Annotated in this window: 32 protein-coding genes; 5 read left to right on the top strand and 27 right to left on the bottom strand. The window is 65.9% G+C overall.

Annotated features, from left to right (window positions below):
• Positions 1-92 precede the first annotated feature (92 nt).
• Entirely contained in the window at positions 93-1,277 is a 1,185-nt protein-coding gene (locus tag AC5FRZ_RS06310; protein WP_493564175.1) for a mandelate racemase family protein, read from the bottom strand.
• A 55-nt stretch (positions 1,278-1,332) separates the two neighbouring features.
• Complete coding sequence (locus AC5FRZ_RS06305) at positions 1,333-2,136, bottom strand: SDR family NAD(P)-dependent oxidoreductase (RefSeq protein ID WP_493564174.1); 804 nt, start codon at positions 2,134-2,136, stop codon at positions 1,333-1,335.
• A gap of 74 nt (positions 2,137-2,210) precedes the next feature.
• On the opposite strand from AC5FRZ_RS06305, the gene AC5FRZ_RS06300 reads away from it, so the two are divergent.
• Positions 2,211-3,086 carry an amidohydrolase family protein gene (locus AC5FRZ_RS06300; protein ID WP_493564173.1) on the top strand — a complete coding sequence of 292 codons (876 nt, stop codon included), beginning with the start codon at positions 2,211-2,213 and terminating at the stop codon, positions 3,084-3,086.
• A 48-nt stretch (positions 3,087-3,134) separates the two neighbouring features.
• On the opposite strand, the gene AC5FRZ_RS06295 is transcribed toward AC5FRZ_RS06300, so the two are convergent.
• Positions 3,135-3,470 carry an L-rhamnose mutarotase gene (locus tag AC5FRZ_RS06295; RefSeq protein ID WP_170093869.1) on the bottom strand — a complete coding sequence of 112 codons (336 nt, stop codon included), beginning with the start codon at positions 3,468-3,470 and terminating at the stop codon, positions 3,135-3,137.
• Between the two features lie 93 nt (positions 3,471-3,563).
• Here AC5FRZ_RS06295 and AC5FRZ_RS06290 point away from each other — a divergent pair, with 93 nt between their 5' ends.
• From AC5FRZ_RS06290 to AC5FRZ_RS06275, 4 genes are all read left to right on the top strand, one after another.
• Complete coding sequence (locus AC5FRZ_RS06290; protein ID WP_170093868.1) at positions 3,564-4,547, top strand: glycoside hydrolase family 18 protein; 984 nt, start codon at positions 3,564-3,566, stop codon at positions 4,545-4,547.
• A 101-nt stretch (positions 4,548-4,648) separates the two neighbouring features.
• Positions 4,649-6,070 carry an alpha-L-fucosidase gene (locus AC5FRZ_RS06285; protein ID WP_493564172.1) on the top strand — a complete coding sequence of 474 codons (1,422 nt, stop codon included), beginning with the start codon at positions 4,649-4,651 and terminating at the stop codon, positions 6,068-6,070.
• Positions 6,071-6,175: 105 nt separating this feature from the next.
• Complete coding sequence (locus AC5FRZ_RS06280) at positions 6,176-7,621, top strand: M81 family metallopeptidase (RefSeq protein WP_493564171.1); 1,446 nt, start codon at positions 6,176-6,178, stop codon at positions 7,619-7,621.
• Positions 7,618-8,796, top strand: coding sequence for a hypothetical protein (locus AC5FRZ_RS06275; RefSeq protein WP_372479285.1), 1,179 nt, complete (start codon positions 7,618-7,620; stop codon positions 8,794-8,796). Before AC5FRZ_RS06280 ends, AC5FRZ_RS06275 begins: the two co-directional genes overlap by 4 nt.
• 154 nt (positions 8,797-8,950) lie before the next feature.
• Here AC5FRZ_RS06275 and AC5FRZ_RS06270 read toward each other — a convergent pair whose 3' ends face one another.
• The 24 genes from AC5FRZ_RS06270 to rpl4p all read right to left on the bottom strand — a co-directional run bounded on the left by AC5FRZ_RS06270 (position 8,951) and on the right by rpl4p (position 23,770).
• On the bottom strand, positions 8,951-10,933 hold the full coding sequence (locus AC5FRZ_RS06270) for a PAS domain-containing protein (RefSeq protein ID WP_170093864.1): 1,983 nt from the start codon (positions 10,931-10,933) through the stop codon (positions 8,951-8,953).
• 429 nt (positions 10,934-11,362) lie between these two features.
• The gene (gene secY, locus AC5FRZ_RS06265; RefSeq protein WP_170093863.1) at positions 11,363-12,877 is read right to left on the bottom strand and encodes a preprotein translocase subunit SecY; all 1,515 of its coding nucleotides are present in this window, start codon (positions 12,875-12,877) and stop codon (positions 11,363-11,365) included.
• Between the two features lies 1 nt (position 12,878).
• Positions 12,879-13,373 (bottom strand): uL15m family ribosomal protein, encoded by a 495-nt coding sequence (locus AC5FRZ_RS06260; protein ID WP_493564170.1) that lies wholly within the window; start codon positions 13,371-13,373, stop codon positions 12,879-12,881.
• On the bottom strand, positions 13,373-13,837 hold the full coding sequence (gene rpmD, locus AC5FRZ_RS06255; protein ID WP_493564169.1) for a 50S ribosomal protein L30: 465 nt from the start codon (positions 13,835-13,837) through the stop codon (positions 13,373-13,375). The genes AC5FRZ_RS06260 and rpmD overlap by 1 nt, the downstream gene beginning before the upstream one ends.
• The gene (locus AC5FRZ_RS06250) at positions 13,834-14,466 is read right to left on the bottom strand and encodes a 30S ribosomal protein S5 (RefSeq protein WP_015762804.1); all 633 of its coding nucleotides are present in this window, start codon (positions 14,464-14,466) and stop codon (positions 13,834-13,836) included. The genes rpmD and AC5FRZ_RS06250 overlap by 4 nt, the downstream gene beginning before the upstream one ends.
• Positions 14,463-15,023, bottom strand: a complete 561-nt coding sequence (locus AC5FRZ_RS06245; RefSeq protein WP_015762803.1) for a 50S ribosomal protein L18 — start codon at positions 15,021-15,023, stop codon at positions 14,463-14,465. Before AC5FRZ_RS06245 ends, AC5FRZ_RS06250 begins: the two co-directional genes overlap by 4 nt.
• Positions 15,023-15,472: a 50S ribosomal protein L19e gene (locus AC5FRZ_RS06240; protein ID WP_153552986.1), complete on the bottom strand. Its 450-nt coding sequence runs from the start codon at positions 15,470-15,472 to the stop codon at positions 15,023-15,025. Before AC5FRZ_RS06240 ends, AC5FRZ_RS06245 begins: the two co-directional genes overlap by 1 nt.
• Positions 15,469-16,191, bottom strand: a complete 723-nt coding sequence (locus AC5FRZ_RS06235) for a 50S ribosomal protein L32e (protein ID WP_372479309.1) — start codon at positions 16,189-16,191, stop codon at positions 15,469-15,471. The genes AC5FRZ_RS06240 and AC5FRZ_RS06235 overlap by 4 nt, the downstream gene beginning before the upstream one ends.
• Complete coding sequence (locus AC5FRZ_RS06230) at positions 16,191-16,727, bottom strand: 50S ribosomal protein L6 (RefSeq protein WP_015762800.1); 537 nt, start codon at positions 16,725-16,727, stop codon at positions 16,191-16,193. The genes AC5FRZ_RS06235 and AC5FRZ_RS06230 overlap by 1 nt, the downstream gene beginning before the upstream one ends.
• Before the next feature lie 2 nt (positions 16,728-16,729).
• Positions 16,730-17,122, bottom strand: coding sequence for a 30S ribosomal protein S8 (locus AC5FRZ_RS06225; protein ID WP_015762799.1), 393 nt, complete (start codon positions 17,120-17,122; stop codon positions 16,730-16,732).
• 2 nt (positions 17,123-17,124) lie between these two features.
• Entirely contained in the window at positions 17,125-17,298 is a 174-nt protein-coding gene (locus AC5FRZ_RS06220) for a 30S ribosomal protein S14 (protein WP_015762798.1), read from the bottom strand.
• Entirely contained in the window at positions 17,295-17,822 is a 528-nt protein-coding gene (locus tag AC5FRZ_RS06215; protein WP_153552984.1) for a 50S ribosomal protein L5, read from the bottom strand. The genes AC5FRZ_RS06220 and AC5FRZ_RS06215 overlap by 4 nt, the downstream gene beginning before the upstream one ends.
• Positions 17,819-18,562: a 30S ribosomal protein S4e gene (locus AC5FRZ_RS06210; RefSeq protein WP_372479311.1), complete on the bottom strand. Its 744-nt coding sequence runs from the start codon at positions 18,560-18,562 to the stop codon at positions 17,819-17,821. Before AC5FRZ_RS06210 ends, AC5FRZ_RS06215 begins: the two co-directional genes overlap by 4 nt.
• The gene (gene rplX / locus AC5FRZ_RS06205; protein ID WP_153552982.1) at positions 18,559-18,921 is read right to left on the bottom strand and encodes a 50S ribosomal protein L24; all 363 of its coding nucleotides are present in this window, start codon (positions 18,919-18,921) and stop codon (positions 18,559-18,561) included. The genes AC5FRZ_RS06210 and rplX overlap by 4 nt, the downstream gene beginning before the upstream one ends.
• Before the next feature lies 1 nt (position 18,922).
• Entirely contained in the window at positions 18,923-19,321 is a 399-nt protein-coding gene (locus AC5FRZ_RS06200; RefSeq protein ID WP_015762794.1) for a 50S ribosomal protein L14, read from the bottom strand.
• Positions 19,321-19,647, bottom strand: coding sequence for a 30S ribosomal protein S17 (locus AC5FRZ_RS06195; protein WP_015762793.1), 327 nt, complete (start codon positions 19,645-19,647; stop codon positions 19,321-19,323). Before AC5FRZ_RS06195 ends, AC5FRZ_RS06200 begins: the two co-directional genes overlap by 1 nt.
• On the bottom strand, positions 19,638-19,940 hold the full coding sequence (locus AC5FRZ_RS06190) for a ribonuclease P protein component 1 (RefSeq protein WP_049940794.1): 303 nt from the start codon (positions 19,938-19,940) through the stop codon (positions 19,638-19,640). The genes AC5FRZ_RS06195 and AC5FRZ_RS06190 overlap by 10 nt, the downstream gene beginning before the upstream one ends.
• 67 nt (positions 19,941-20,007) lie before the next feature.
• A complete protein-coding gene (gene rpmC, locus AC5FRZ_RS06185) occupies positions 20,008-20,214 on the bottom strand; it encodes a 50S ribosomal protein L29 (protein ID WP_015762791.1) in 207 nt (68 codons plus the stop codon).
• On the bottom strand, positions 20,211-21,164 hold the full coding sequence (locus AC5FRZ_RS06180) for a 30S ribosomal protein S3 (RefSeq protein ID WP_153552980.1): 954 nt from the start codon (positions 21,162-21,164) through the stop codon (positions 20,211-20,213). Before AC5FRZ_RS06180 ends, rpmC begins: the two co-directional genes overlap by 4 nt.
• The gene (locus AC5FRZ_RS06175) at positions 21,164-21,625 is read right to left on the bottom strand and encodes a 50S ribosomal protein L22 (protein ID WP_015762789.1); all 462 of its coding nucleotides are present in this window, start codon (positions 21,623-21,625) and stop codon (positions 21,164-21,166) included. Before AC5FRZ_RS06175 ends, AC5FRZ_RS06180 begins: the two co-directional genes overlap by 1 nt.
• A 3-nt stretch (positions 21,626-21,628) precedes the next feature.
• Positions 21,629-22,051, bottom strand: a complete 423-nt coding sequence (locus AC5FRZ_RS06170; protein ID WP_153552979.1) for a 30S ribosomal protein S19 — start codon at positions 22,049-22,051, stop codon at positions 21,629-21,631.
• Positions 22,048-22,770: a 50S ribosomal protein L2 gene (locus AC5FRZ_RS06165; protein ID WP_015762787.1), complete on the bottom strand. Its 723-nt coding sequence runs from the start codon at positions 22,768-22,770 to the stop codon at positions 22,048-22,050. Before AC5FRZ_RS06165 ends, AC5FRZ_RS06170 begins: the two co-directional genes overlap by 4 nt.
• Positions 22,771-22,772: 2 nt before the next feature.
• Positions 22,773-23,030 (bottom strand): 50S ribosomal protein L23, encoded by a 258-nt coding sequence (locus AC5FRZ_RS06160; protein ID WP_015762786.1) that lies wholly within the window; start codon positions 23,028-23,030, stop codon positions 22,773-22,775.
• A complete protein-coding gene (gene rpl4p / locus AC5FRZ_RS06155) occupies positions 23,027-23,770 on the bottom strand; it encodes a 50S ribosomal protein L4 (protein ID WP_170093858.1) in 744 nt (247 codons plus the stop codon). Before rpl4p ends, AC5FRZ_RS06160 begins: the two co-directional genes overlap by 4 nt.
• Position 23,771 lies beyond the last annotated feature (1 nt).

The raw sequence follows: 23,771 nt of genomic DNA, 5'->3' as shown, positions 1-23,771 counted from the left end.
GAGCGCCCGCGAGACGCCGACGCTATAATCGCCATTGAAAGTCGATGTACACCCGATCGCACGACATCAGTGCGATCGGTGTGTCAATCGTTTCAATTGTTACTGTCGTCGTAGACGTGCCGGCTCCCGGTCGCGTTGGCCTCGATGTAGTCCCAGTCGTACTCGACGCCGAGGCCGGGGCCGTCCGGAACGTCGACACAGCCGTCGTCGTCGACGGTGTCGAGCAGATCCGAGTAGCCCCCGTCGTACACCGGCGGCTGGGTGTTCTGACAGTCCGGGTGGACCAGTGCGAGTTCGTAGTAGTTGGTGTTCCGACAGGCGGCGATGCAGTGGCGCTGGGCCGGCCCCGGCGCGTGGAACTCCACGTCGAGTCCGAACGACTCGGCCATGCGTGCGGTCTTCATCGCGCCGGTGATCCCGCCGTCGTACTCGGGGTCGGCTCGAACGAAGTCGGTCGCACCCGAGGCCACGAAGTCGGTCTTCGGTTCGAGGCCGCGGACGTGTTCGGTCTGGAGGAGCGGCGTGTCGAGGTGTTCGCCCAGTTTGTTGTGGCTGTGCTGGGAGACGCCGCCGTCGCGGTACGGGTCCTCGTACCAGAAGAAGCCGGCGTCGTCGCAGGCGCGCCCGACCTGGAGCGCGTCACCGAACGTCTCGTACTCGCAGGCGGGGTCCATCATCAGGTCCATCTCGTCGCCGACGCGCTCGCCGACCGCCCGGACCGCGGCGGCCTCGCGGTCGACGTCTCGGGAGCCGTCGCCGCCACCCCAGCCGTGGAGCTTGAACCCGCCGAAGCCGCGGTCGAGACACGACTCGGCGAACGACGCGAACGCCTCGGGGGAGTCCAGACCGCCGTTCTCGTCGCCGTGGTACGTCGACGCGTAGGCGGGGATCGACGTGCGATAGGTGCCGAGCAGTTCGTGAATCGGCGCGTCGTGGTACTTGCCGGCGAAGTCCCACAGCGCGATGTCGATGGGGCCGATTCCCATTCGATCGTACTTCCGGAGCGCGCGTTTGACTTCCGACCAGTGTTTCTCGCGGTGGAGCGGGTTCTTCCCGACGAGGTAGTCGGCGACGATGTTGTACTGGGCGGCCGCCGGAGAGTTGCCGCCGACGTACTGCCCGGAGATGCCCGTGTCCGTGTGGATCTCGATCGCGAACAGTTTCCGCTCGGTCGTGGTGCCGGGCTCGTACACGAGGTTGAATCCGTGACGGTCCGTCCCCACGTCCGGGAGCGGATACGCGAACTCGGTGCTCTCGATGCTGGTGATCTCGACCATACACACACCGCCACACGCCGGCTAATAAAACTGGGTGAGTCTCGTCGCCCCGTGGCTACTGTAGGTTGCCGCCCCCGCCGATCCGGAGGATGTCGCCGACGACGTAGTCGGCCTGGTCCGAGCACAGGAAGAGCACGCCGTCCGCGACATCTTCCGGGCGCCCGAGCCGGCCGAGCGGGCGCTGCTGGCCCCAGTCGTCGAGGACGGCCTCGACGGTCGTGTCCTCGCTGTCGGCGACGGCGCGTGCCTCTTTGCGGAGCTGGAAGGTGTCGACGGCGTCGGTCGAGACGGCGTTGACGCGGATCCCCTCGCTGGCGAAGTCGTGGGCGAGCCGCCAGGTGAGCCCGTTGACCGCCGTGTTCGAGATGCCGTACAGGCCACGCCCGCCGGTCCGTCGATCGCCGGTCTGGCTGGAGACGTTGACGATACGGCCGTCGACGCCCGCCTCGACCATGTGTCGGCCCACCAGCGTCGCACAGTAGAACTGCGAACGGACGTTGACGGCCATCGTGTGGTCCCACTCGTCGAGGTCGGCCGAGAGCAACGACCCCTCCCGTGGCCAGACCGCCGCGTTGTTGACGAGCACGTCCACCTGGTCGAACGCCTCGATCGCCTCCGCGACGAGCGTCTCCACGTCGTCGGGTTCGGCCATGTCGCCGGGGATACCGACGACGGTGCCCTCGCCCAGCTCGTCGAGTTCGGCCGCCGTCTGGGCGACCTCGCTCTCCGTTCGTGCGTTGACGGCCACGTCGGCGTCGTGTTCGGCGAAGGCCGCGGCGACGCTGCGGCCGATCCCTTTCGTCGATCCGGTGACGATAGCTGCCACTCCCTCGAAGTCGTACGTCGCTGTGCCGACCATGTCAGACGGGTACCGCGACCTGCGTCCTAAACCCTCCGGAAAGATTCATGCCTCGTGGGCCTGAACGACGGCGTATGCTGGTCGATACGCACACCCACGCGTGGGGAGCGGACACCGCGGAGTTGCCGTGGCGACACCCGGACGTGACGCCGCCGGGGTGGAGCGGGCCGTACACGCACGCGGACCTCGTCGCGGACATGGATCGGGCCGACGTTGCCGAGGCCGTCGTCGTGACCACTCCGCTGTACGGTCGGGGCGAGCGGGCCAACGAGTACACGAAGCAGGCCATCGAGGCCCACCCAGACCGCCTCTACGGCGTCGGGCTGATCGACTTCTTTCCGGACGCCGAGCGGCCCGATCCCGCTGGGCAGTTGGCGCGCGTCGTCGACCACGACCGGATGCTGGGCGTCCGGTTGCACGCCGCCTTCGAGTACGCCGCCGCGCCGACGACGATCGATCGCTCCGGGACGTGGTTCCTGGACGACTCGCTGACGGAGTTCTGGGAGACTGCCGGAGCCCTCGATACGGCCGTCTTCGTGTTCCCGAAGGCCCAACAGCTGCGCGACGTGGCACGGCTCGTCCAGCGCCACCCCGACGTGACGTTCGTGATCGACCACATGGGGTGGCCAGACGAGACGACGGCACCGGACGCCGCGCCGTGGACCGACTTCGAGGTCCTCGCCGACGCCGACAACGTCGCGGTCAAGGTGAGTTCGGTGCCCCGGTCGTCGGGAACGTCTTGGCCGTACGCGGATCTGCACGACTACCTCCGGCGACTTCTGGAGTGGTTCGGTCCCGAGCGGCTCATGCTGGGTTCGGACTACCCCTGGATGGACGAGTGGGCCGACTACGAGGCGTGTCTGTCGTGGCTCGACGCCGTCGACTGCCTCTCCTGGCGCGACGAGGCGTACCTGCGCTATCGGACCTTCCACGAGATCCACCGGGTGTGACGCCGTGTCCCGCGATGGGCCATCCCGGCCGGAGCGATCGCCCAGTAGCTACTCGTCGCTGGTGAACGACCAGATCTCGTCCATCGTCGGCATCTCGCCCGTCTCCGGATCGACGCCCGAGCGTTTGAACTGGTCGACGTGGGCCTCCCACTCCAGACACGCCTCGTCGCTCTCGTAGCGCTCCTGGTAGGCCTCGAACGACTCGGCTTCGACGACGCAGACGGCGACGTCGTCCTCGACGAACAGGCGGAACTCCTCGACACCGCCCGCTTCCATCGCCCGCGTCACCGCCGCGGGGACGTGCTCGTGGCTCTCGACGTACTCGTCGACGCGGTCTGGGTCGAGTCGCTGCATGACGACGACTGTCTCGGTGTCGTTTCCCATGCGCCAGGCTGGACGGCCAGCCCGTAAATAGGTGTCCCCGCTCGGGGCGTCGCTTCACGTAGATTTAAGACGAGCCTGGCGTAACGGTGGCGTATGTCAGAGACAGCCCAGTCTCCCGAGTCACTCGCATCGGACGACGTGGTCGGCGCGTACGTCGCCGACCGCTGCCTGCCGGACGTGGACATCCCGGCCTCGAAGCTCACGCACGTCTACTACGCGTTCGCAGACGTTGCCGACGGCGTGATCGACGACGACGCCGAGCACATCGACGAACTGGTCGCGCTCCGCGAGGACAATCCCGACCTGCAGGTCATCGTCTCCGTCGGCGGCTGGGGCCGCTGTGAGGAGTTCCCCGACATCGCGGCGACCGCGGAGAGCCGCGACCGGTTCGCGGACAGTGCCATCGAGTTCGTCCGCGAGCACGACCTCGACGGCATCGACTACGACTGGGAGTTTCCCGACGAGGACGAGGCCGACGACTTCACGGCGATCCTGGAACACCTGCGCGAGCGCCTCGACGAGGCCGGGCGCGAAGACGGCCGCGAGTACCTGCTCACGTCGGCACTGAGCAACCTGCCGAGCCACCTCGTCGGCGTGGACCTGCCGGCCGTCGCCGAGCGCCTCGACCTCGTCAACGCGATGACCTACGACATGCTCCTCAACGAGCGGAGCCACCACACGAACCTCTACACGTCGTCGCTGAACCCGCGTTTCAGCGTCGCCGACACCGTCGAGACGTACGTCGAGGCCGGCGTCCCGCGGGAGAAGATCGTCGTCGGCAGCGGGTTCTACTGCCGTGGGACGGAACGCATGGGCTACGAGGAGATGCAAGCCGAGTTCGGCGACGACGACAGCTACACCAGGAAGTGGGACGAGGACGCCAAGGCACCCTACCTCGAAGCCGAGGGCGAGTTCATGAGCTACGACGATCCCGAGTCCATCGGTCACAAGGTCGAGTACCTCCGCGAGGAGTCCCTGCGGGGGATCATGTGCTGGCAGTACGGCCACGACGCCAAGCACGACGAACTGCTCGACGCGATGTACGGTCGGATGGTCGAGACGGCCGACGAAGCGTAGATCTCGCCGCCGCGATTGCACCGCCCGACGCGTCGGGCGGCTGGCGGCGAACCGTTCTGGGAAGCCAATTGTTTTGTACTGGGGGCGTGGCTACGGCCAGTATGGGCGAGCAGTACGATCCGACCTGGGAGTCGATAGACGAGCATCCAGTTCCAGACTGGTTCGAAGACGCGAAGCTCGGGATCTTCATCCACTGGGGTCCGTACTCGGTGCCCGGGTGGGCACCGGTCGGGAGCTACGCCGAGTGGTACCCCTTCGGGATGTACCGCGAAGACAGCGAGATCCGCGAGTACCACGAGGACGAGTGGGGCGAGGACGTGGAGTACCTCGACTTCGCCGAGATGTGGGACGCCGAGCACTGGGACCCCGAGGAGTGGGCGTCTTTCTTCTCGGATGTGGGTGCGAGATACGTCGTCATGACCGGCGAACACCACGACGGCTTCCCGCTGTGGGACAGCCACTACATGCAGTACAACGCCGCCCAGATGGGGCCAGAACGGGATCTGGTCGGCGAACTCTGTGAGGCAGTCCAGGCAGAGGGGCTTCGCTTTGCGCCGTCGTATCACGCCAACCAGAACTACTACCAGCCCGGGTTCGACGGGCTGTTCGGCCACCCCGACTACGACGCGACCACCATCGAGGACGCCGTCCCCGGCCCGGAGTACGTCGACTTCATGAACGCGAAACACCGCGAACTCATCCGCAAGTACGAGCCCGACCTGCTCTGGTTCGACACGCCCCGGATCGACGGTGATCGCCTCGACGCCCAGGAACTCGTCGTCGACTTCTACGAGCGCGCGGCCGAGGAGTGGGACAAGGAAGTCGCCGTCAACGACCGCGCCGCCCAGGAGTCGTGGGGCCACCACGGCGACTTCGTCACCCCCGAGTACGACCACCTCGACGACATCCACGAGGGCAAGTGGGAGATGTGTCGAGGCGTCGGCTACTCCTTTGGCTACAACCGGGCCGAAGACGAGGACGACCACCTCGACGGCGACGAACTCGTCGCGATGTTCGTCGACGTCGTCAGCAAGAACGGGAACCTCCTCATCAACGTCGGCCCCAGAGCCGACGGGACCATCCCGGAACTCCAGCGTCGCCCCATCGAGACGCTGGGCGAGTGGCTCGACGACAACGGAGCGGCCATCTACGGGACGACCTACTGGGCCACGTGGGGACGCGATCCCGTCGCCGAGGCCGAGCCAGAGGAGACACAGTCCGAGGAGGGACTCCCCGACGACCCGAAGAACCACGGCGTCCGGTACACGTGGAAGGACCGCACGCTCTACGTCCACTTCCTCGACGAGCCCGACGAGACAGAGCCCCTCGCACTCGGGGAACACGCCGATCTGTCCGGTCTGTCGACAGCCGAAGTCGTGGCCACCGGCGACGAGGTTCCCCTGACCGTCGAGGACGGTGTCGTCACCCTGGAGATTCCGGACGCGGCCGTCGACGAACGCGCCACGACGGTCGCGCTCTCTGACGTGCCCAACCCGCGGGACGACGTGAACTCGGGACAGTAGACCGTCGGCAGGCCGACCGTCGAGCGAGTGTCGCGTCGTCGACGCCGCCCCGTCGATTGCGAGCTGTTCCCACAGATTTTTTACCGCCGGCACTGTCGGTCCGCTATGCGTGTCGCAGTCGCGACGATCAGTCACGAGACGAATACGTTCACAGACCGACCGACGACGTTGGCCGACTTCGAGACCGCGACCGGCGAAGCGCTGCTCGACTCCTTCGCCGCCAAGCGGTCGCTGGACGGCATCGTCGACCGACTCCGCGAGGCCGACGTGGAAGTCGTCCCGACGGTCGGGGCCGCGAACATCCCCTCTGGTACGGTGACGGCCGACGCCTTCGAGTGGATGCGGTCGGAGCTCGCCGACCGCCTCGACGCCGACCTCGACGGCGTCTGTCTCGACCTCCACGGATCGATGTACGTCGACGGCGAGCCCGACCCCGAAGGGGCGATCCTCGAAACCGTCCGCGAGGCCGTCGGCGACGACGTGCCGGTCACCGCCGCACTGGACATGCACGCGACCATCACCGAGGGGCTGGTCGAGCGAGTCGACGGCGTCGCGGGGTACCGGACCGCGCCACACACCGACGTGGTCGAGACGGGCGAGCGCGCGGCCGACCTGCTGGTCGCAGACCTCCGGGGGGAACTCGACCTGGCGCTGGCCTGGGAGTCCATGCCGATGATACTGGCCGGCGAGCGATCGGAGACGGAAGCCGAGCCCATGCGGACGCTGATCGAACGTCTCCGGGAAGCCGACGAGCGCCCGGGCGTCGCCGACGCCAACTACTTCCTGGGCTTTCCCTGGGCCGACTCCCCCCACGCGGGGTGTCACGCGCTCGTGACCGGCGACGCGAGCGCCCGCGAGACAGTCACGGAGACGGCGGCCGACCTCGCGACCTCGTTCTGGGAACGTCGCCGGGAGTTCGACTTCACCACCGAAGCACACTCGCCGACGGAGGCGCTGACGGTCGCGGCCGGCGAAGACGCGCGGCCGGTCGCCGTCGCCGAGACGGGCGACATCCCCGGTGCCGGCGGCAGTCAGGACGCCGTCGACTTCCTCGAACGTCTGCTGGATCGCGACGACCTCGACCGGCCCATCGCCGCGATCTACGCGGACCCGGACAGCTACGACACCTGTGTGGCTGCCGGCGCGGGCGCGACGGTCGAGCTCGAACTGGGTCAGTTCGTCGATCGAGAGGGCGGCCTCGAACTCACGGGGACGGTCGAGCGGGTCGAAAGCTACGAGCGGGCCGCCGTCGCCCACCTCGCGACCGACAGCGCCGACGTGTTCGTCGCAGACTGCAAGACGAACTTGCACCGGGACCCCGACTTCTTCGCGGACTTCGGTCTCGACCTCGCCGAGCGCGGCACCGTCGTCCTCAAGAGCGGCTACCTCAGTCCGGCCTGGAAGGAGGTCGCCGCCAGACGGCTGTTCGCTCTCACTGCCGGCGATACGAACCAGCGCGTCGAGGAGACACCGTACGAGCACGTCCCGCGCCCGATCTATCCGGCCGATCCAGCGGCGACCTTCGAGAGTAACGCGAGGTGGTCGGCGTGAACGCCGCCATCTGGGCACACCCGTGGGACCTCGTCGACGAGGGACCAGAGCGGGCCGCCGAGCGTCTCGCCGCCCTGGGGATCGACGAGGTGAACCTGGCGACGACGATGCACTCCGTGCAGACGCTCAACCCGCACAACCCCGAGCGAAAGACGTTCTTCGCCGACGCCAGTGAGTACTTCCAGCCCGACTGGGACCGCTACGGCGAGATCACGCCCGACGTCAACGAGACGATGGGAGACGACGACTGGCTGGCCGAGATCGCGGCCGGCTTCGAGGGCACCCCCGTCGATCTGAACTCGTGGGGTGCGACGTTCCACAGCTCTCGGCAGGGCCAACGTCACCCCGACGCCACGCTCACGTCCCCGTTCGGCGACTCGCTGGTGTTCGGTCTCTGTCCGTCCCACCCCGACGTACAGGAGTTCGGTATCGAGCTGACGGGTGACCTCGGCGACCGTGATGTCTTCGAGACCGTCGAGATGGAGTTGGCCGACTACCAGTACGGCACCGGCTACGGCTGGCACCACCAGGAGTTCTTCCACCGGCTGGGCCGACTCGGCGAGTTCCTCTTTGGCCTCTGTTTCTGCGAACACTGTCAGGACAACGCCCGGGCGGCCGGCGTCGACGTCGAACGCGCCCGGCAGTCGGCCCGCGCGGGGCTGACAGACCGGTTCGAGGGTCGTCTCGCCCACGATACCGACGTGGGTGGCTGGCTCATGGAACACCCCGAGGTGTTCGCCTACGCCGACGCGCGCCGCGAGACGCTGACCGAGCTGTTCGGCGCGTTCGACGACGTGCTCGGAGACACCGACTTCGGCTACTACTTCAAGATGGGGGGCCTCGGCGACGACCGGATGGGCGTCGAACACTCCTGGAAGCACGGTCTCGATCTCTCGGGGATGTCTCAGTACATGGACGAAGCGACGGTTCTCGCGTACCACTCCGATCCGACGGTGGTCCGAGACGACGTTCACACGACCCGGTCGCTCGTCGACGCCCCCGTGCGGGCGGGCATCCTCGCGGGCGATCCGATCGTCCACTCGCGGGCACAGCTCCGCGAGCAGGTCGAGGCGGCCGTCGACGCGGGTGCCGATTCGCTGTCGTTCTACGGCTACGGCGTCGTCCCCGAGCGAAACCTGGAGTGGATCGGCGACGTACTGGCGACGATCGAGTGAGACGGCAGAACGCCCCTCATACGGATTGTTGTCGCCGTTTGCCGGTCGATCGCACGGCATCCGGCCGAACGATGTGCGGACGGGCTCGGGAGACGGCGGATAGGGGCTCCCGGTGGCGTGGGGCCGATCCGGTACAGATCGACAATAATCCGTATCACTCACATTCGAGTTCACAGACCGTCACGTCCGCGAACGTCGCCTCGCACTCGTCGGTCGGAATCGCACCCGAGACGGCGAGTCCGACGTGGATCGGGTCCGACAGGGCGACCGGACGCTGGTCTAGGCGACGCCAGTTCGATCCGTCGAGCGAGACGAGGTAGGTCACCGTGTCGCCGATCCGGTCGATCCGGAGCCACTGCGGTCCCGCGTCGTCGTCGAGCAGATGCCGGCTCGTCTCGCCGCCGGGGTCGGTCCGCCAGAGAATCTCCGTCCCGCGCCCGACCGTCCAGCCGAGGAAGCCGTACGGGTCCTCGGGACCGAGCCCGTCCCGGACCATGAGTCCGCCAGAGCCGTAGTCGTTGACGTGTTCGATGTCGACGAGTCGCGCCTCGATACGGGCGTCGCCCTCGACGGCGGCGTGTGCGAAGTAGTAGTCTCGCTGCTGTCGCTGTGTCCCCGTCGTTCCGGCCAGCGTCCACCAGTTGCTCACGGACTCGACCTCGACGCTGCCGGTCACGTCACCCTCGCCGACCGGATCGCTCTCGGTGAGCGAGTGGTCGGCCCCCGGAACACAGTCCGTCTCCGTGCCGGTGACGACCAGCGGACCACGGATCTCGATGCGCGTCCCCGACTCGTCACGGTCGGTGACCGTGAGCGACCAGTTGTTGCGCTCGACGATCTCGGAGACGAACGCGAGGCCCGATCCCTGTCCGTCGTTCGGCGTCACGAATCCACTCTCGGTCGCTCGCCCGCAGTCGGCCGACGACGTGGGCGCGTCGTGGGCGACGTAAAATCCCTCCTGGAGTGCGCCGACGGACACCGTCACGTCCTCGCCGCTGTCGGCCGCGTGTCGGAGGAGGTGCTCGACGATCGGACGGATGCCGCCCATCGACGCGTGGATGAGGGTCTCGTCGGGTACGTGCAACGCCAGCTGTGCGTCGCCGGTCGCGATGAACGACCAGACTTCGTTGACGACGTAGGCCAGATTGACGCTGTTCGTGGCACCGACGTTCGGGGACTTGCTCGCGAGCGTACTGAGGTCGCGAAGTCGCTGTTCCATGCGGTCGTGAGCGCTCTCGATGGCCCGAAACGCGTCGTCGTCGCCCGTCTCGCGAGCGATGCCGAGCTGTCCGTTCGCCGACTGGAGCGTGTCGAGCACCTCCTCGGAGAGGAACGTCGCGAACTGGTCGAAACGGTCTTCCAGCAGTTCCAGTCGCCGCTCCTGCTGCTTGAGGTCCGTGATCTCGTAGGACAGTCCCAGCAGTCCCTTCACGCTGCCGTCGTCGTCGTGCCACGGGACCTTGGTCGTCCGTGCCCAGTACCGGTTGCCCGGCGGTCCGGGAGCCTCCTCGCGGTCGACGATGCGCTCGCCGTTCTCGATGACCCGCATGTCGTGATCGTAGAACTGCTCGGCCGACTCGGGATCGTACGCGTACAGCTCCCGGTCGGTCTTCCCGACGACGACCTCCGGGTCGATACCGCCCCACGCCTCCGTCTTCCGGAGGTGCCGACCCTGCTCGTCTTTCACGAACATGGGGATCTCGATCGAGGACAGGAACGACTGGAGCATGTCACTCTCCTCTGCGGTTACCAGCCGATCACGGTACGTTTCGAAGTGGTCCGTGACGATATCACACAGCTCCTCGTCCGACGCCGAAGTCGGCAGGAGCGTCGTCTCTCCGGCACTGGTCACGCCGCTCACGTCGGTCACCGAGCCGTCGAACAGGAGCACGACCGGCAGATACTCGTCGTGGTCTGTGACGGTCCGCCGGAACCCGACGACGCCGTCGCAGTCGGCCGCGAGTACGACACAGCCAACGTCGTCGTGCTCCGAGAGGACAGCCGTGGCCCGGTCTGTCGATTCGGCGACGTACACGCTGTCGGCCACGTCGGCGAGGACCGTTTCGAGCCGCTCACGTCGCGAGGTCGGGGCACCGACGACGAGAACTGCCTTCGGTGGGGAGAGTATCGGGTTCATCGACGCCACGACGTAGTGCCCGTCCCGAGAATACAAAACGTTTGGCAACACGCACCGCAGTGCGAGGGTCCCCGAGGGAATCCATCAATCGGTGACAAGTGTGTGAATCGGGCCGAGACAAGAGAGATAGTGCGGTTTCGAACACAGACGATCGATTTGATGCACAAATACACTGTATATAGTTCCAGAACAGGAGTGTAGTGAGATATCGGGGGATATTTGTCCCCGATAACGCCCAGACGCAGACAGAGAGAGCAATAAAGGCCGTAGATAGATACAGAACAGATAACTAGTGAGTCTTCTACGACACCGATCGGGAGGAGAAATTCATCTCGGCAAAGAGGCGTCTACTTCGTCGTGTAGACGGAAAAGGGCGGTCCAGAGACCGCGTCGACGAGGGCGTCGTCGGCCGTGAACGTCGCCGTGTGATTACCCGAACATCTGGCGCATCATCGGGTGCATCTCCATGAGCTGCTCCTCTGCGATCTCCTCGTACAGCTTGTACGTGATCGAGACCGTCAGCAGCAGCCCGGTACCGGAGACGCCCCCGACGGTACCCAGCATGTTCGCCATCACGGCGAGCAGGCCCACGAGGGCACCGCCGATGACGGTGACCTGTGGGATGTAGCGTTCCAGCACCTTCTCGACGACGCCGACGTTCTGTCGGAAGCCGGGAATCTGCATCCCGGAGTTGTGGATCTGCTTGGCCGTCGCTTCCGGCCCCATGTCGGTGGTCTCCACCCAGAAGATGGCGAAGATCGCACCGCCGACGATCATGAACGTCAGGTCGACGCCGACTCGCAGGAGCACGTTGAGCGCGTCCTGTGTCGAGTAGGCCCACCACATCCAGTCCTGTGGCGCGTAGATCGGCGACAGGTAGTAGAACAGTCCCCCCGTCGGGCTGGCGGGACTCCCCTGTGAGATCGAGTAGACGCCGAGCCACGGCAGTTCCATTCCGAACAGCGAGATGACGCCGTTCTGGCCGGTCTGGGACACCAGGATCCGACCGAGGAACTGGATGTTGGCCTGCAGCGCGCGGACGAGGATCATCGGCAGGACGCTGGCGTAGATGAGCTTCACGGGGAAGCGACCACGCGCGCCCTTGACCCGCGCGTTCGAGAGCGGAATCTCGACGCGGACCGACTCCGCGTAGACGACGACCACGAAGATGAGGAGCGTCGTCAGCAGCGCGATAATCTGGCCCTCACCGATCAGCAGCTCCTGGAGGCCGTCGGCCTGCAGGACGGGTCCGATCGGGATGTTACCGGTGATGATCTGGAACCAGGTCGGGAAGAACCCGAGTTCGCCCTGGGGGCTCCCGAAGATCGGGTGCGCGAACAGACCACCGATCAACTGCTGGCTGACGCCGGCGATGATGAACAGGCCGATCCCGCTCCCGACCCCCCACTTGGAGATGATCTCGTCCATGTAGAGGATCAGGATGCCACCGACGGCGATCTGGGCGAAGATGAGCCACGAAGTGGCCCCGGCGCTCAGATTCAGCCCGAACAGGTTCACCGACGTGGGTGGCAGGAAGCCACCGGCAAAGACCATCGGCAGCCCCGTGAGGAAGATCATCACGAGTACCAGCAGCTTCTGGAGCCCCTGGTAGAGGATCTGGTCACGGGGGTTGTTCTGCGTGTCGAGTCCGAGCAGGTCGGCACCGCCGAGCAGCTGCAACACGATGCTGGCCGTGACAATCGGCCCGATACCGAGCTGCATGATCGACCCCTGACCGGACGCCAGGATCGACGAGAATCGACCCAGTGGTGCCGAGTCCGAACCGATGTCGAGTCCGAACAGCATCACGTTGGTCAGGAAGAAATACAGCACGAGCACCCCAGCTGTCCAGGCCAGCTTCCGCTTGAAGGGGACGTGCCCCTCCGGCCGGCGGACGGCGGGCATGCGAACGAGGACCGGTTCGGCGGTGTCCTTCCAGCTCATGTTACTCCTCGTCGGTTGCTTCGTCTTCGTCGTCTTCAGCTTTGGCTTCTGCGCGCTCCTCGCCGAGCTCGGTCAGCTCGACGCTCCCACCGGCGGCCTCGACCTTCTCGCGAGCGCCGTTGGAGAAGGCGTCGGCGACCAGTTCGAGCTCGTTGCGGACCTGGCCGGCACCGAGGACCTTCACCGCGTCGGCGTCCTCGTCGACGACCTCGCGGGCGTCGATGCGGTAGCCGCCGTCGGTCTCTTCCGCGACGCCCTCGGCTGCCAGCAGTGCAGCGTCCTCGTCGAGCTCTCGGACCTCGACCTCGGCGATCTCCTCTTTGACCTTCTGGGGTCGCTTGAAGCCGCTCTTGCCGATCGGTTCGTAGTTGTGGAACTCGTGTTTGTCGCGCCCGGCACGACCGCGGCCACCGCGGTGACCGGCACCGCGGCGGTTCTTGTGGGAACCGCCGCCGTGGGTGCGCGAACCTCGTTGTCGTCGTTTCTTACTCGTCATTATCGCATCGCCTCCAGTAGCTGATCGATCTGCTCGGAGTCGTGCTTCCCGAGCTGGCCGCTCTCGGTGGCGGCGTGTTTGAGCCCGTCGTGGCCGCCACGGGGCGGGTGCAGACGGAGCGTCGGGGAGAGTCCCTCGTCGCGCAGCGTCGTCTCCTCGTCGACGAGGGCCTGCGCGAGCGCACCGAGGTCGTCGTAGTCGGTGTGCTCGGCGATCCACTCGTTGTCGACATCGGCCGACCCTTCGAGGGGCTCGGCTCGCTTTGCGAGCAGCGTCTCGACGACGTCGACGCTCGGCCGACCGTGGGCGACGAAGTCGTTGACCTTCGTCACCATGCCACGGTAGGTGTCTGTCTCGGGGACCAGCACGCAGTGGTTCACGCCGTGGATGTTGAGCATCTCCAGCGTGTCCGATACGTCCTCGCTCATGTCGACTTCACCGCGGAGCTGAACGAGTGCCTTCATTCGATCACCTCACGCTTCTCGAAGGTGCGTTCGGGCACGCGAGCCTCGGCCGTGTTCTGCAGGGCGTTGAAGGTCGCCTTCGCGAAGTTCACGGTCGTTCGCGTGTTGCCCGACGAGCGGGTCCAGATGTCTTCGATACCGGCGAGTTCGAGCACCTTGCGGACGGTCTCTCCGCCCGCCAGGCCCAGCCCACGCGGTGCGGGCTGGAGCTCGACCTCGACGCTCCCGGCCTTGCCGGTCGTGCGCAGCGCGACCGTGTGGGGACGGCCACAGCCACACTCCCAGGAACCGCAGCCACGGGAGATGTCGATGAGGTTGAGCTTACCGATCTCGATTGCCTTCTGGATCGCACCGCCGACCTGGTCGTCGCGCCCCTCGGCGTAGCCGACGAGCCCGTCGCGGTTGCCCACGACGACGACACAGCGGAACTTGACCCGGCGTCCGGAGTCGGTCATCCGCTGGACCATGTTGATGTCCAGGACCTCGTCCTCCAGATCGGGGACGAGCTGGTCAACGATCTCCGGTTCCTTGAGCGGCAGGCCGGAGTTCAGCGCCTCCTGCATCGAGTCGATCTCGCCGTTGGCGACCTGTTTGCCCAGCCGCGTTCGTGGGTTCCATCCGTTACTCATAGTTCATCTGCCTCCAGCAGTGTCTCCCGGAGCTCGTCGAAGTGCTCCGGCAGCTCGGTGGCGTCGAAGTCCCGCCCGTAGAGGTCCTCGTCGAGCGACTCGGCGTACTCCGCGATGTGAGAGCCGCGGGTTCGCTGCCAGTCGGCGAGCACACTGTCGTTGTGGGGGATTTCGAGCCCAGCGTCGATTGCACCTTCCTGTACCGCAAAGACCTTGCTGCCCGGCGTCGGGCTGTTGAGCCCGATGTCGAGGACCGCCTCCTCGACGCCGTTCTCGATCGCTCGCAGACCCGCGAGCAGACCGGTGAGGTACGCGGCGGGCAGGTTGCCCGTCGGTGCCTCCCAGCCAAACTCCTGGAGGTCCTGTGACTGTGCTGCAGCGAGGGTCTCGTCTCCGTCGGGGCCGAGCGTCACCAGCTGCGCCCTGACGTGCTTGTTGCTCTTTCGAGCAACGAGACGGGGCTTGCCAGATTTCAACAGGCGCAACCGCTGATGGTAGTCCGTTCGTGCCTCACGGCGGCGCCGCATCGGCACCTTGTATCGTGGTCCTGTTGCCATTATTCGTCACCGTAGTTTGCTTCGACGTATCGTTGCAGGTCGGCGACGCTGTCGAACTCGCCGCCGGCCGCCTGATCGTACAGGTCGCGGTACTGCGAACTGTCGAGTTGGCCGTCGTCACGCTGTTCCTTGAGCCAGTTTCGCTGGGCTCGGATGCGCGACGACCAGTCTTGCTTCTCGTTTTGGCGTGCGCCGGCTTTCCCCTTCCGGGAACCCGCTCCCTTCTGGTGGCCGTACGCTCGCTTCTCCTGGCGTGCTCGCGCCTGACCGCGCGAGTTGCCCTGGGCGTCTTTCGCCTGAATGGCACCCTCGTCGATCATCTCGCGGACGTCGTCACGCGTGATGGCGTCTGCGAGGTCGGACTGGCGTTCGGGATCGAACCAGACCTTGTTCTCGCCGACGTCGAGGATGTCTGCTGCGAGTCGCTTCTGTGCTGTCAGGTCCGTCATTCGACTTGTACCTCCTCGTAGGTGGGGTTGAGTACGCGGATTCCCTCGTCCTCGGCGACCTCTTCGATGCGCTCGCGCTTGCGAGCGCCGACCTTGGAGGCGATTCGGACGGCTTCGCGGTCACCGTCGACGCCCTCGAGGTCGTCCACGTTGTGGACGCGGACCTCCTCGAAGCCCGACGGGTGCTTGCCTCGCACCGCCTTGGGCGAGCGGAAGCCGGCTTCGACCGTATCGCCCTTGCCCTTGATGCCGCGGCGCTGCTTCGAGAGCTTGCCACGCGGCGCGCGCCAAGAGGTCGGGATCCGCTTTTTCTTGTGGTGATCCTGTGCGTTGAACTGAGGCGTGTTCTCCCGATCACGCTGGGTGAGTAGCCGCTCTTCCTCGTCGTCGAGGGTCGGGGTCTTGTCGACCAGGCCGCGAGGACGGAGTTCCGTCTCGACGTCCTCGTCGGACTCGTCGGTCTCCTCTTCCTCGACCTCGGCCTCGGTGTCGTCGGCGACTTCGAGGCTGCCGACGTCGGCCTTGATCCGAGCGGCGAGTGCGTTACCGACGCCCGAGACGTCTGCGAGCTGGGACTGGTCGGCACCGCGAACGTCGTCGACGGTCTCGAAGCCGGCCTCGCGGAGGGCCGCTGCTTTCGAGTCGCCGACGCCGCTGATGTCGGTCAGTTCGGTGAGTTCGTCGTCGCCCTGCTCGGTTGCGTCTTCGTCGTCTACCATCAGGCGTCACCTCGGTTCGGCTTGTTCGTGATGTACACGCCGTCCTGGAACACGCGGACGTCCTTGTCGTTGACGCGTGTGAGCTGTTCGATGTCTGCGGCTGTCTGGCCCACGGCCTCGATGTCCGGGCCGGAGAGGGTGAGTTCCTCCCCGTCGACGGACACGTCGGTGTCGCCGTGGATGGGAGCGCGTCGGGGCGCTCGCTCGCCGAGGAAGTTCTCGATGACGACGTCACCGTCTTCGACTTCGACCTGCATCGGGAAGTGAGAGTAGAAGACTTCCATCTCGTACTCCCAGCCCTCCGTGACGCCGTGGAACATGTTCTCGACGTGGCTCTCGAACGTCCCGATCGTCGAGCGCGTCTTCGCGTCCGACTCCTCGGAAGCGATGACGACGCTACCGTCCTGAACGGAGACGTCGATGTCCGGATACCAGAGTCGCCGTGTGACGGAGCCGTTGGGCCCCTCGACCGTGAGGTCGAGGTGGTCCTGCTCCGCGCTTGCCTCGTCTGGAATTGCGAGTGTTACTTCTGGCATTGTTAGTAGACGTATGCGATGACCTGGCCACCGATGCCCTCTTCGCGGGCCTCGTAGTGGCTCATGATGCCGTGGCTGGTGGTCACGACGAGCGTCCCGTAGTCACGGGCGGGGAGGAAGCGTTTCTCCCACTTTTCGAACTCGTCTGCGCCCGCCGTGTAGCGGGGCTTGACCGGGCCACATTCGTTGATGGCACCTTTCAGTTCGATCTCGAAGGAGCCGGCTTTACCGTCGTCGACGAACTGGAAGCCGTCGATGTACCCGCGGTCGTAGAAGACCTCGAGTACGCTGCCGATCTCGTTCGAAGCGGGCTGTACTGTCTGTTCGAGGTGGCCGACGCTCTCGGCGTTGTCGAGCGCCGACAGCGCGTTGGCGAGTGGGTCGTTTCCTGTCATAGTTAGCTGTACTTCTTGAATCCCATGCCCCGAGAGATCTCTCGGAAACACTGGCGACACAGCCAGATGTCGTACTTGCCGACGAGACCCTGCTCGCGACCGCATCGCTGGCACGCCTCGAGCTGTCCGGTCGGGACCGATTCCTCGGCCTCTGTTTCTGATTCGCTTTCGCTCATTCGCTCACCTCCACGTCGAAGGTCGACTCGACGTAAGCAGCGGCGTCGTCGGCGTCGAGTCGATGGCTGGACGGGATCGAGCGCGAGGCCTTGTCGCGCTTGGCCACGCGGTAGCCGGGGCGGACGAGGTTGACCGTCACGTCCAGCCCGTAGATCCCGATCTGCGGGTCGTACTCCTGACTCGGGAAGTCGGTGTGTTCTGCGACACCGAAGCTGAAGTTGCCGGTGTCGTCGAACTGCGAAACTGACAGCTCCGTCAGCGGGAGCGCAGTTTCGAGGAACTCCTGGGCGTCGTCGGACCGCAGGGTCACCTTCGCACCGATCGGATCGCCCTGGCGGATCTCGAACTCGCCGACGGTTTTCTGTGCGACCGTCCGGACCGGCTGCTGGCCCGCGATCTCGGCGAGGATCTCCTCGCCTTCCTGGAGTTCACGACCACCCTGGCCGACGCCCATGTGGACGACGACCTTCTCGACGCGAGGCTCGCGCATCTCGTGGAAGCCAGCGTCGGTCTCGGAGCTCATTCGTCGTCACCTCCGTCGTCATCTGTGGCTGCGTCCGCTGCGTCCTCGTCGACGAAGTTCTCGTCGATGACGACGACGTACTCTTCGACGGTCTCGAAGCCGTCCCCGTCGGTCTGCTCGACGAGCACGTTGTTCGAGGAGCTGCCCGGCGTGACCTGGATCTCGTCGATCTCACCGATCTCACCGGCGTGTGCGCCGTCGACGGCGGTGACGAGCGCGCCCGCTTCGTACTCGAAGTGAGCGACGACCTCGTCGTCGTCGTTGCCGACGACGATGGAGTCGCCACCGTCGTAGTCGGTGTCTTCCTCGACCAGGAGCGTCTGGCCGTCGTGCAGCGTCAGCTGGATCTGATCGCCGCTGACCGCTCGCTTGCCGACGATCTTGCCCAGCTTGGACTGCGCGCTGTCCTCGTCGATGGGGGTCAGCGCCAGCCGACCGCCCTCGCCGGGGAACACGCGGTAGTACTCGTCTCGCTCGACGAACGCCAGGATGTCGAACATCCCGACCGGGCGTTCCTCGTCGGAGACGGCCTTGCCGTTGATCAGGACGCTGTCGTTGTTGAGAGCGTAGCGGGCTTCCTTCCGGGAGTCCGCGTAGCCCAGCACGTCCCGCAGGACGATCAGGAGCGGGACTCCTGCTTCGCCGTGGGGACCAGCGTCTGCCTTTACGGTGAACGTCTCGGTCTTGCGCTCGACCGGCCAACTCTTCGGGACCGATAGTCGTTTCTGATGGTTGCTCATGCGCTGTCCTCCTCGGATTCGAGGCGCGCCTCGCGGCGGTCGTCGTCGAGATCCAGCTCCGTGACGCGAACGTTGCTCGCGTCGAGCGGGCGTGGAACGTCCTCGCCGTCGGCTGCCGCGACGGTCACGTCCTCGACGTAGATAGCGGCGTCGTCGAGGTCGACCTCGACGACTTCGCCCTCTTCGCCGGCGTAGTCGCCGCGCAGCACTTCGACGGTGTCGCCCGCGTTGACGCGAACCGATCGCTGGCCGTACTCCTCGCGGAGGTCGTCGGCCAGCGTCGATCGCACCTGCTTTTGCTTCTCGTGAAGCGGGGCACGCCGTGCGTTCTTGCGCTGTTTGGATGGTTGTCGTGTCATGCTATACGATCATCGTCGCTGTGCTCGCGATGGAGCCGAATCGTTCGGCGACCTCGCGAGCGATCGGGCCCTTGATCTCCGAGCCCTGGGGTTCTTCGTTCTCGTTGATGATGACGGCCGCGTTGTCTTCGAACTTGACGCGGGTGCCGTCCGGACGGCGGATCGGCTTGCGCTGGCGGACCACGACGGCCTCCAGCACCTGCCGACGCATCTCCGGCGTCCCTTTCGTGACCGAGACGGTGATCTTGTCACCGAGCCCGGCCTTCGGATGACGGTTCTTCGTCCCGGAGTAGCCCGAGACGCTGATGACTCGCAGCTCGCGTGCGCCCGTGTTGTCGGCACACGTGATCAGCGAGCCCTTCTCGAGACCCTGTGTGACGTCTGCTTTCAGGGCCTCCATCAGTCGTCACCCTCCTCGATTGCAACGACAACGTGGCTTTTCGTCTTCGAGAGCGGTCGACACTCTGCGATCGTGACCGTGTCGCCGACCGCGAGGTCGAGACAGTCGGGTGCGTGAGCCGGTACGCGGCTGCGTCGCTTCATCAGCCGGTCGTACTTGGGCACCTTCACGTCGTACTCGCGTTCGACGACGACGGTCTTCTCCATGTCAGTGGACGCGACCTCGCCTTCGATCGTCTGCCCGCGGACACTCAGTGTGCCGTGGAACGGGCAGTTATCGTCGGCACAGGCCTCGTCCGGTTCCTGTACGTTCAGTCCTAGCGCCATTTGGAATCACCTGTCGCTTCCGTGCGTCGAGCGGGGCGGGCGACGAGGTTCGAACCGCGAACCCGGACCGAGCGCGACTCGGAGTCGCCCTCGGCCGGGAGGTCGAACCGGAACGTCGCCGCGTCCTTCGGCACGTGCCACACCCGATCGGTCCCCTCGACACCCAGCGTCTTCGTCGTCTCGGTGACGACGGTCCCGGCGATACCGATCGCGTCGGGATTTGCCGCTGCGACGACCTCGACGTCGAGGCCGGCGAGTTCGTGTCGTGGGAGCGTTTCGGGTGTCAGTGGCATCATTCGGAGTCCTCTTCGTCCGCAACGTCGCACGTCTCACGGTTCACACCGTTCGACCCGTCGGACCTCATTCGAGGTCCCCTTCTTCGGTCTGGATCGTCTTGATCCGGGCGATGGCCTTCCGCAGCTCGCCGATACGGCCCGGATTCTCGGGTGCTCCACCCGCCGCCTGAACGGCGCGGGCGTTGAGCAGTTCCGTCTTGAGGTCCTCGAGTTCCGACTCGCGCTCGGCGGCCGTCATGTCGCGGACCTCTTCGACGTGGATGACGGTCATTCGTCGTCACCCTCCTCGCTGTCTGCGGACGAGTCTGAATCGTCCATCTCGTCCATGAGTTCTTCCGCCTCGGCGGCGGTGTCCTCGTCGAGATCCTCCTCGATGGACTCCTCGACGTCGTCGATGTCGACGTCTGCGTCCTCGTCGGAGGGCGTCTCGACCTCGTCGAACTCGTCGGCCGCTTCCTCGACGACTTCCTCGTCGACGTCTTCGACGAGTTCGTCCTCGTCTGCGTCCTCGTCGGCGGGGGCCTGCGCGCCGTGCTCGGCGGCAGCGTCCTCGCCTTCGGGCTCGCCTTCGAGGAGTTCCTCGACGGACTCGCCGTCGGTGTCGGCGACGTAGTCCTCGACCTCGACGTCCTCGTAGATCTCGAAGTCGTCGGGGAGTTCCGCCTCAGGCGGGATGATCTTCACTCGGACACCGATGGTGCCGAGTTTCATCACGGCGACGCCGACGCCGCTGTCGACGATGTTCTCCGCGGGCTCACCGTTGTGCTTGATGTAGCCACGGTTGAACTTCTCCACGCGCGAGCGTGCGCCCGTGACCTTCCCGGAGAGGACGATCTCTGCGCCCTTCGCGCCTGCTTCCATGATCCGGTCGATCGTGGTGTGACCGGCCTTGCGGAAGTACCAGCCGCGTTCGAGGGCGTTGCCCAGACGGTCCGCGACGATGCGGGCGTTGAGGTCTGGCTCCTCGACTTCCTGGACGTCGACCTGCGGATCCTCGAGGCCGAACTCCTCTTCGAGGGTGGTGGTGATCTTCCGGATGTTCTTCCCACCCTTGCCGATCACCATACCGGGTTTCTCGGCTTTGAGCACGATCTGGGTTCCCATCGGCGTCTTGGCGACGTCCATGCCGCCGTAGCCGGCACGACCGAGTTCGTCCGCGAAGAACTCGTCGATCTGGGTCCGCTGAAGTCCGTCTTCGATGAACTGCTGTTCGTCTGCCATTATTCGTCGACCTCCTCTAAGATCAGTTCGACGTCGACCTGCGGACTGTTCCAGGCAGATGCCCGGCCCATCGCGCGGGGCTGGCGACCCTGCTGTTCGCCGACCTTGTGGGCGGCGACGTGCATGATCTCCATGGACCCACCGTCGAAGCCCTGGTGGTCTGCGTTCCCGACCGCGTTTTCGAGCAGGTCGAGGAACGCTTCGCTGGCCTTCTCGGGGTAGCGACCGGCGTCCCAGCCGTCGATGTCGTTCCGGTGGCCGACGCCCGAGTTGTGGGACTTGAACGGGACCGACTGCTTCTCTGCGATCACGTCTTCGAGGTACGCGATCGCGTCGTCGGCCGTCATGCCCTTGATCTCCCGAGCGATAGCCTTGCTGTGCTTGTGGCTCATCTGCCGCTCCCGGAGCATCGCTTTTGCCGTCGTGTCCGGGTCGGCGTCGACTGAGTAGCTGATTCCCATGATTTACTTGAGCGGTACGAACTTCGAGGAGCGGGTCGCCCCGATGCCGGCCTGACCGTGTTCGACCGACTTCCGAGTGAGCTGGAACTCACCGAGATAGTGACCGATCATCTCGGGCTCGACCTGCACGCGCTCGAAGCTCTGCCCGTTGTGGACGGCGAAGGTCAGATCGACGAACTCCGGCAGGATCGGCATATCCCGCAGGTGGGTTCGGATCGGGTTGTTCGCCGTCTCCTCGGGCTCTGCGTCGCGGGCCTTCTCGAGCAGCTTCTGTTGCTCGTCGGTCAGACCGCGTGTGATACTTCGCCGCTGGCGAGCGGGGAGCAGTTCCGCAACCTCGTCGAGCGACAGCTCCTGCAGCTCGTCGAGCGTGTGGCCACGATAGGTGAAGTCACCCTCCTGGCCAGTCTGATATCCTGAACTCATTCGTTGCCACCTCGACCGGTTCGCTTCGAGGAAATGTCCCCGACCTTCCGACCCGGCGGGGCGTTACGCGAGATGGACTTGGGCTTGCCGGGGTGCTGTCGGCCGCCGCCACCGAACGGGTGGTCGACGGCGTTCATCGCGACACCGCGGACGTTGGGCCACTTGGTCCCTCGCGCTTTCATCTTGTGGTGCTTGTTGCCGGCTTTGACCATCGGCTTCTCGGTGCGACCGCCACCGGCGACGACGCCGATGGTGGCACGACACTGCGGGTCGAGCCGCTTGACCGCTCCCGAGGGGAGCTTCACGACCGCGACGTTGCGGTCGTGGGTCATCAGCTGTGCGCTGACGCCGGAGGCCCGGGCGAAGCGACCGCCGTCGCCCTGGTTGGCCTCGACGTTGCACACCGGGACCCCTTCCGGGATCTCGGCCAGCGGGAGGGTGTTGCCGGGCTCGATCGCCGCGGAGACACCCACCTGCATCCGATCACCGACGCCCACGCCCTCTGGCGCGAGCACGAGCCGGCGATCGCCGTCCTCGAACTCGACGGCCGCGACGGGTGCCGAGCGGGCGGGGTCGTGCTCGATGTCGACGACCGTGCCGGAGACGACGTCGCCGTCTTCGACGTTACGGTGCTGCAGGTCTGCCTTGTAGCGGTGCGAGGGAGCCCGGAACGTGGACGTCCCGCGACCGCGTCGTTGTCCCTGAATTCGTCGTCCCATCGTTAGAACACCCCGATCCTGGAGGCGACTTCCTGGGCGTCGTCGTCCTCAGAGAGGCGAACGACGGCCTTCTTTTCGCCGTCCATCGTGTTCTGCGTCGTGACCGCTTCGACGGTGACGTCGTACTGCTGTTCGACCGCGTCGGCGACTTCGGGCTTCGAGGCCGCGGAGTCGACGGCGAACTGCAGCTTGTTCTGGAAGTCCATGTCGTTCATGGCCTTCTCGGTCACGTGCGGATACTTGATCACGTCCCACGTCATCGCTCGGCCACCTCCTCGAGTGCGCTCTCTGTCCAGATCGTGAGCCGACCGGGGGCCGTCCCCGGTGCGAGGTCCTCTGCGTTGACCTCGCGCGCGGTAGTCACGTCGGCACCGGCGAGGTTGCGAGCCGCCTTCGACGGCTCCTCGCTGGTGACGAACAGAATCGAGGACGGTCGGCGGTACTTCCGCCCGCGGGCGGAGCCCTTGCCGGCCTTGATCTTCGTGTCGTCGGCGCGCTCGATGTCGGCGTGAACGCCGAGGGATTCGAGCGTGTCGACGACGGCCTGGGTCTTCTGAAGGTCCTCGAAGGAATCGTCGACGACGAGCGGGAGTTCGAGATCGTCGTCGAACTCGTGACCGCGCTCGGCGACGAGTTCGCTGTCGGCCGTCGCGGCGATGGCCGAGCGCGTCGCGAGCTTGCGCTCCTTGTCGTTGATCGTCAGCGATCGGTCCTTCTCGGTCTTGGGCGGGTGGGCCGGTCGGCCCCCGACTGCCTGGGGGACGCGCCGTGCCTGGCCCCCCTCTCGGGGAACGTGGGCCATCCCGCGACCGCTGCCGAACGACTCGGCAGGCGTTCGCAGGCCCGCGTACTCGTCGGACCCGTAGTCCTGCTTCCGGTTTGCCTGTTGGGCACGCACTGCACTGGCGATGAGATCCGGTCGGACCGTGGTCTCGAAGACCGCGGGCAGATCGACCTCGTCGCCTGCGTTACCGTCCAGGTCGTAGATTGTTGCCTGCATG

This window comes from Halomicrobium sp. HArcht1-1 (assembly GCF_058933285.1).
Note: the sequence above shows the minus strand (reverse complement) of the source record. Positions and strands in the feature narration are given on the sequence as shown.

Bases quoted from the DNA above. Each gene is read 5' to 3' on its own strand.
- AC5FRZ_RS06175 (WP_015762789.1), bottom strand. From the start codon at position 21,625: ATGGGAATCAGCTACTCAGTCGACGCCGACCCGGACACGACGGCAAAA.
- AC5FRZ_RS06195 (WP_015762793.1), bottom strand. From the start codon at position 19,647: ATGGCGCTAGGACTGAACGTACAGGAACCGGACGAGGCCTGTGCCGAC.
- rpmD (WP_493564169.1), bottom strand. From the start codon at position 13,837: ATGAAGGCACTCGTTCAGCTCCGCGGTGAAGTCGACATGAGCGAGGAC.
- AC5FRZ_RS06240 (WP_153552986.1), bottom strand. From the start codon at position 15,472: ATGACGGACCTGACAGCACAGAAGCGACTCGCAGCAGACATCCTCGAC.
- AC5FRZ_RS06285 (WP_493564172.1), top strand. From the start codon at position 4,649: ATGGGCGAGCAGTACGATCCGACCTGGGAGTCGATAGACGAGCATCCA.
- rpmC (WP_015762791.1), bottom strand. From the start codon at position 20,214: ATGACCGTCATCCACGTCGAAGAGGTCCGCGACATGACGGCCGCCGAG.
- AC5FRZ_RS06245 (WP_015762803.1), bottom strand. From the start codon at position 15,023: ATGGCAACAGGACCACGATACAAGGTGCCGATGCGGCGCCGCCGTGAG.
- rplX (WP_153552982.1), bottom strand. From the start codon at position 18,921: ATGACACGACAACCATCCAAACAGCGCAAGAACGCACGGCGTGCCCCG.
- AC5FRZ_RS06300 (WP_493564173.1), top strand. From the start codon at position 2,211: ATGCTGGTCGATACGCACACCCACGCGTGGGGAGCGGACACCGCGGAG.
- AC5FRZ_RS06260 (WP_493564170.1), bottom strand. From the start codon at position 13,373: ATGACGAGTAAGAAACGACGACAACGAGGTTCGCGCACCCACGGCGGC.
- AC5FRZ_RS06230 (WP_015762800.1), bottom strand. From the start codon at position 16,727: ATGCCAGAAGTAACACTCGCAATTCCAGACGAGGCAAGCGCGGAGCAG.
- AC5FRZ_RS06165 (WP_015762787.1), bottom strand. From the start codon at position 22,770: ATGGGACGACGAATTCAGGGACAACGACGCGGTCGCGGGACGTCCACG.
- AC5FRZ_RS06310 (WP_493564175.1), bottom strand. From the start codon at position 1,277: ATGGTCGAGATCACCAGCATCGAGAGCACCGAGTTCGCGTATCCGCTC.
- AC5FRZ_RS06290 (WP_170093868.1), top strand. From the start codon at position 3,564: ATGTCAGAGACAGCCCAGTCTCCCGAGTCACTCGCATCGGACGACGTG.
- AC5FRZ_RS06190 (WP_049940794.1), bottom strand. From the start codon at position 19,940: ATGCCACTGACACCCGAAACGCTCCCACGACACGAACTCGCCGGCCTC.
- AC5FRZ_RS06220 (WP_015762798.1), bottom strand. From the start codon at position 17,298: ATGAGCGAAAGCGAATCAGAAACAGAGGCCGAGGAATCGGTCCCGACC.
- AC5FRZ_RS06270 (WP_170093864.1), bottom strand. From the start codon at position 10,933: ATGAACCCGATACTCTCCCCACCGAAGGCAGTTCTCGTCGTCGGTGCC.
- AC5FRZ_RS06225 (WP_015762799.1), bottom strand. From the start codon at position 17,122: ATGACAGGAAACGACCCACTCGCCAACGCGCTGTCGGCGCTCGACAAC.
- AC5FRZ_RS06210 (WP_372479311.1), bottom strand. From the start codon at position 18,562: ATGAGCAACCATCAGAAACGACTATCGGTCCCGAAGAGTTGGCCGGTC.
- AC5FRZ_RS06200 (WP_015762794.1), bottom strand. From the start codon at position 19,321: ATGGAGGCCCTGAAAGCAGACGTCACACAGGGTCTCGAGAAGGGCTCG.
- AC5FRZ_RS06305 (WP_493564174.1), bottom strand. From the start codon at position 2,136: ATGGTCGGCACAGCGACGTACGACTTCGAGGGAGTGGCAGCTATCGTC.
- AC5FRZ_RS06180 (WP_153552980.1), bottom strand. From the start codon at position 21,164: ATGGCAGACGAACAGCAGTTCATCGAAGACGGACTTCAGCGGACCCAG.
- rpl4p (WP_170093858.1), bottom strand. From the start codon at position 23,770: ATGCAGGCAACAATCTACGACCTGGACGGTAACGCAGGCGACGAGGTC.
- AC5FRZ_RS06160 (WP_015762786.1), bottom strand. From the start codon at position 23,030: ATGACGTGGGACGTGATCAAGTATCCGCACGTGACCGAGAAGGCCATG.
- AC5FRZ_RS06250 (WP_015762804.1), bottom strand. From the start codon at position 14,466: ATGAGTAACGGATGGAACCCACGAACGCGGCTGGGCAAACAGGTCGCC.
- AC5FRZ_RS06280 (WP_493564171.1), top strand. From the start codon at position 6,176: ATGCGTGTCGCAGTCGCGACGATCAGTCACGAGACGAATACGTTCACA.
- secY (WP_170093863.1), bottom strand. From the start codon at position 12,877: ATGAGCTGGAAGGACACCGCCGAACCGGTCCTCGTTCGCATGCCCGCC.
- AC5FRZ_RS06215 (WP_153552984.1), bottom strand. From the start codon at position 17,822: ATGAGCTCCGAGACCGACGCTGGCTTCCACGAGATGCGCGAGCCTCGC.
- AC5FRZ_RS06235 (WP_372479309.1), bottom strand. From the start codon at position 16,191: ATGGTAGACGACGAAGACGCAACCGAGCAGGGCGACGACGAACTCACC.
- AC5FRZ_RS06295 (WP_170093869.1), bottom strand. From the start codon at position 3,470: ATGGGAAACGACACCGAGACAGTCGTCGTCATGCAGCGACTCGACCCA.
- AC5FRZ_RS06170 (WP_153552979.1), bottom strand. From the start codon at position 22,051: ATGAGTTCAGGATATCAGACTGGCCAGGAGGGTGACTTCACCTATCGT.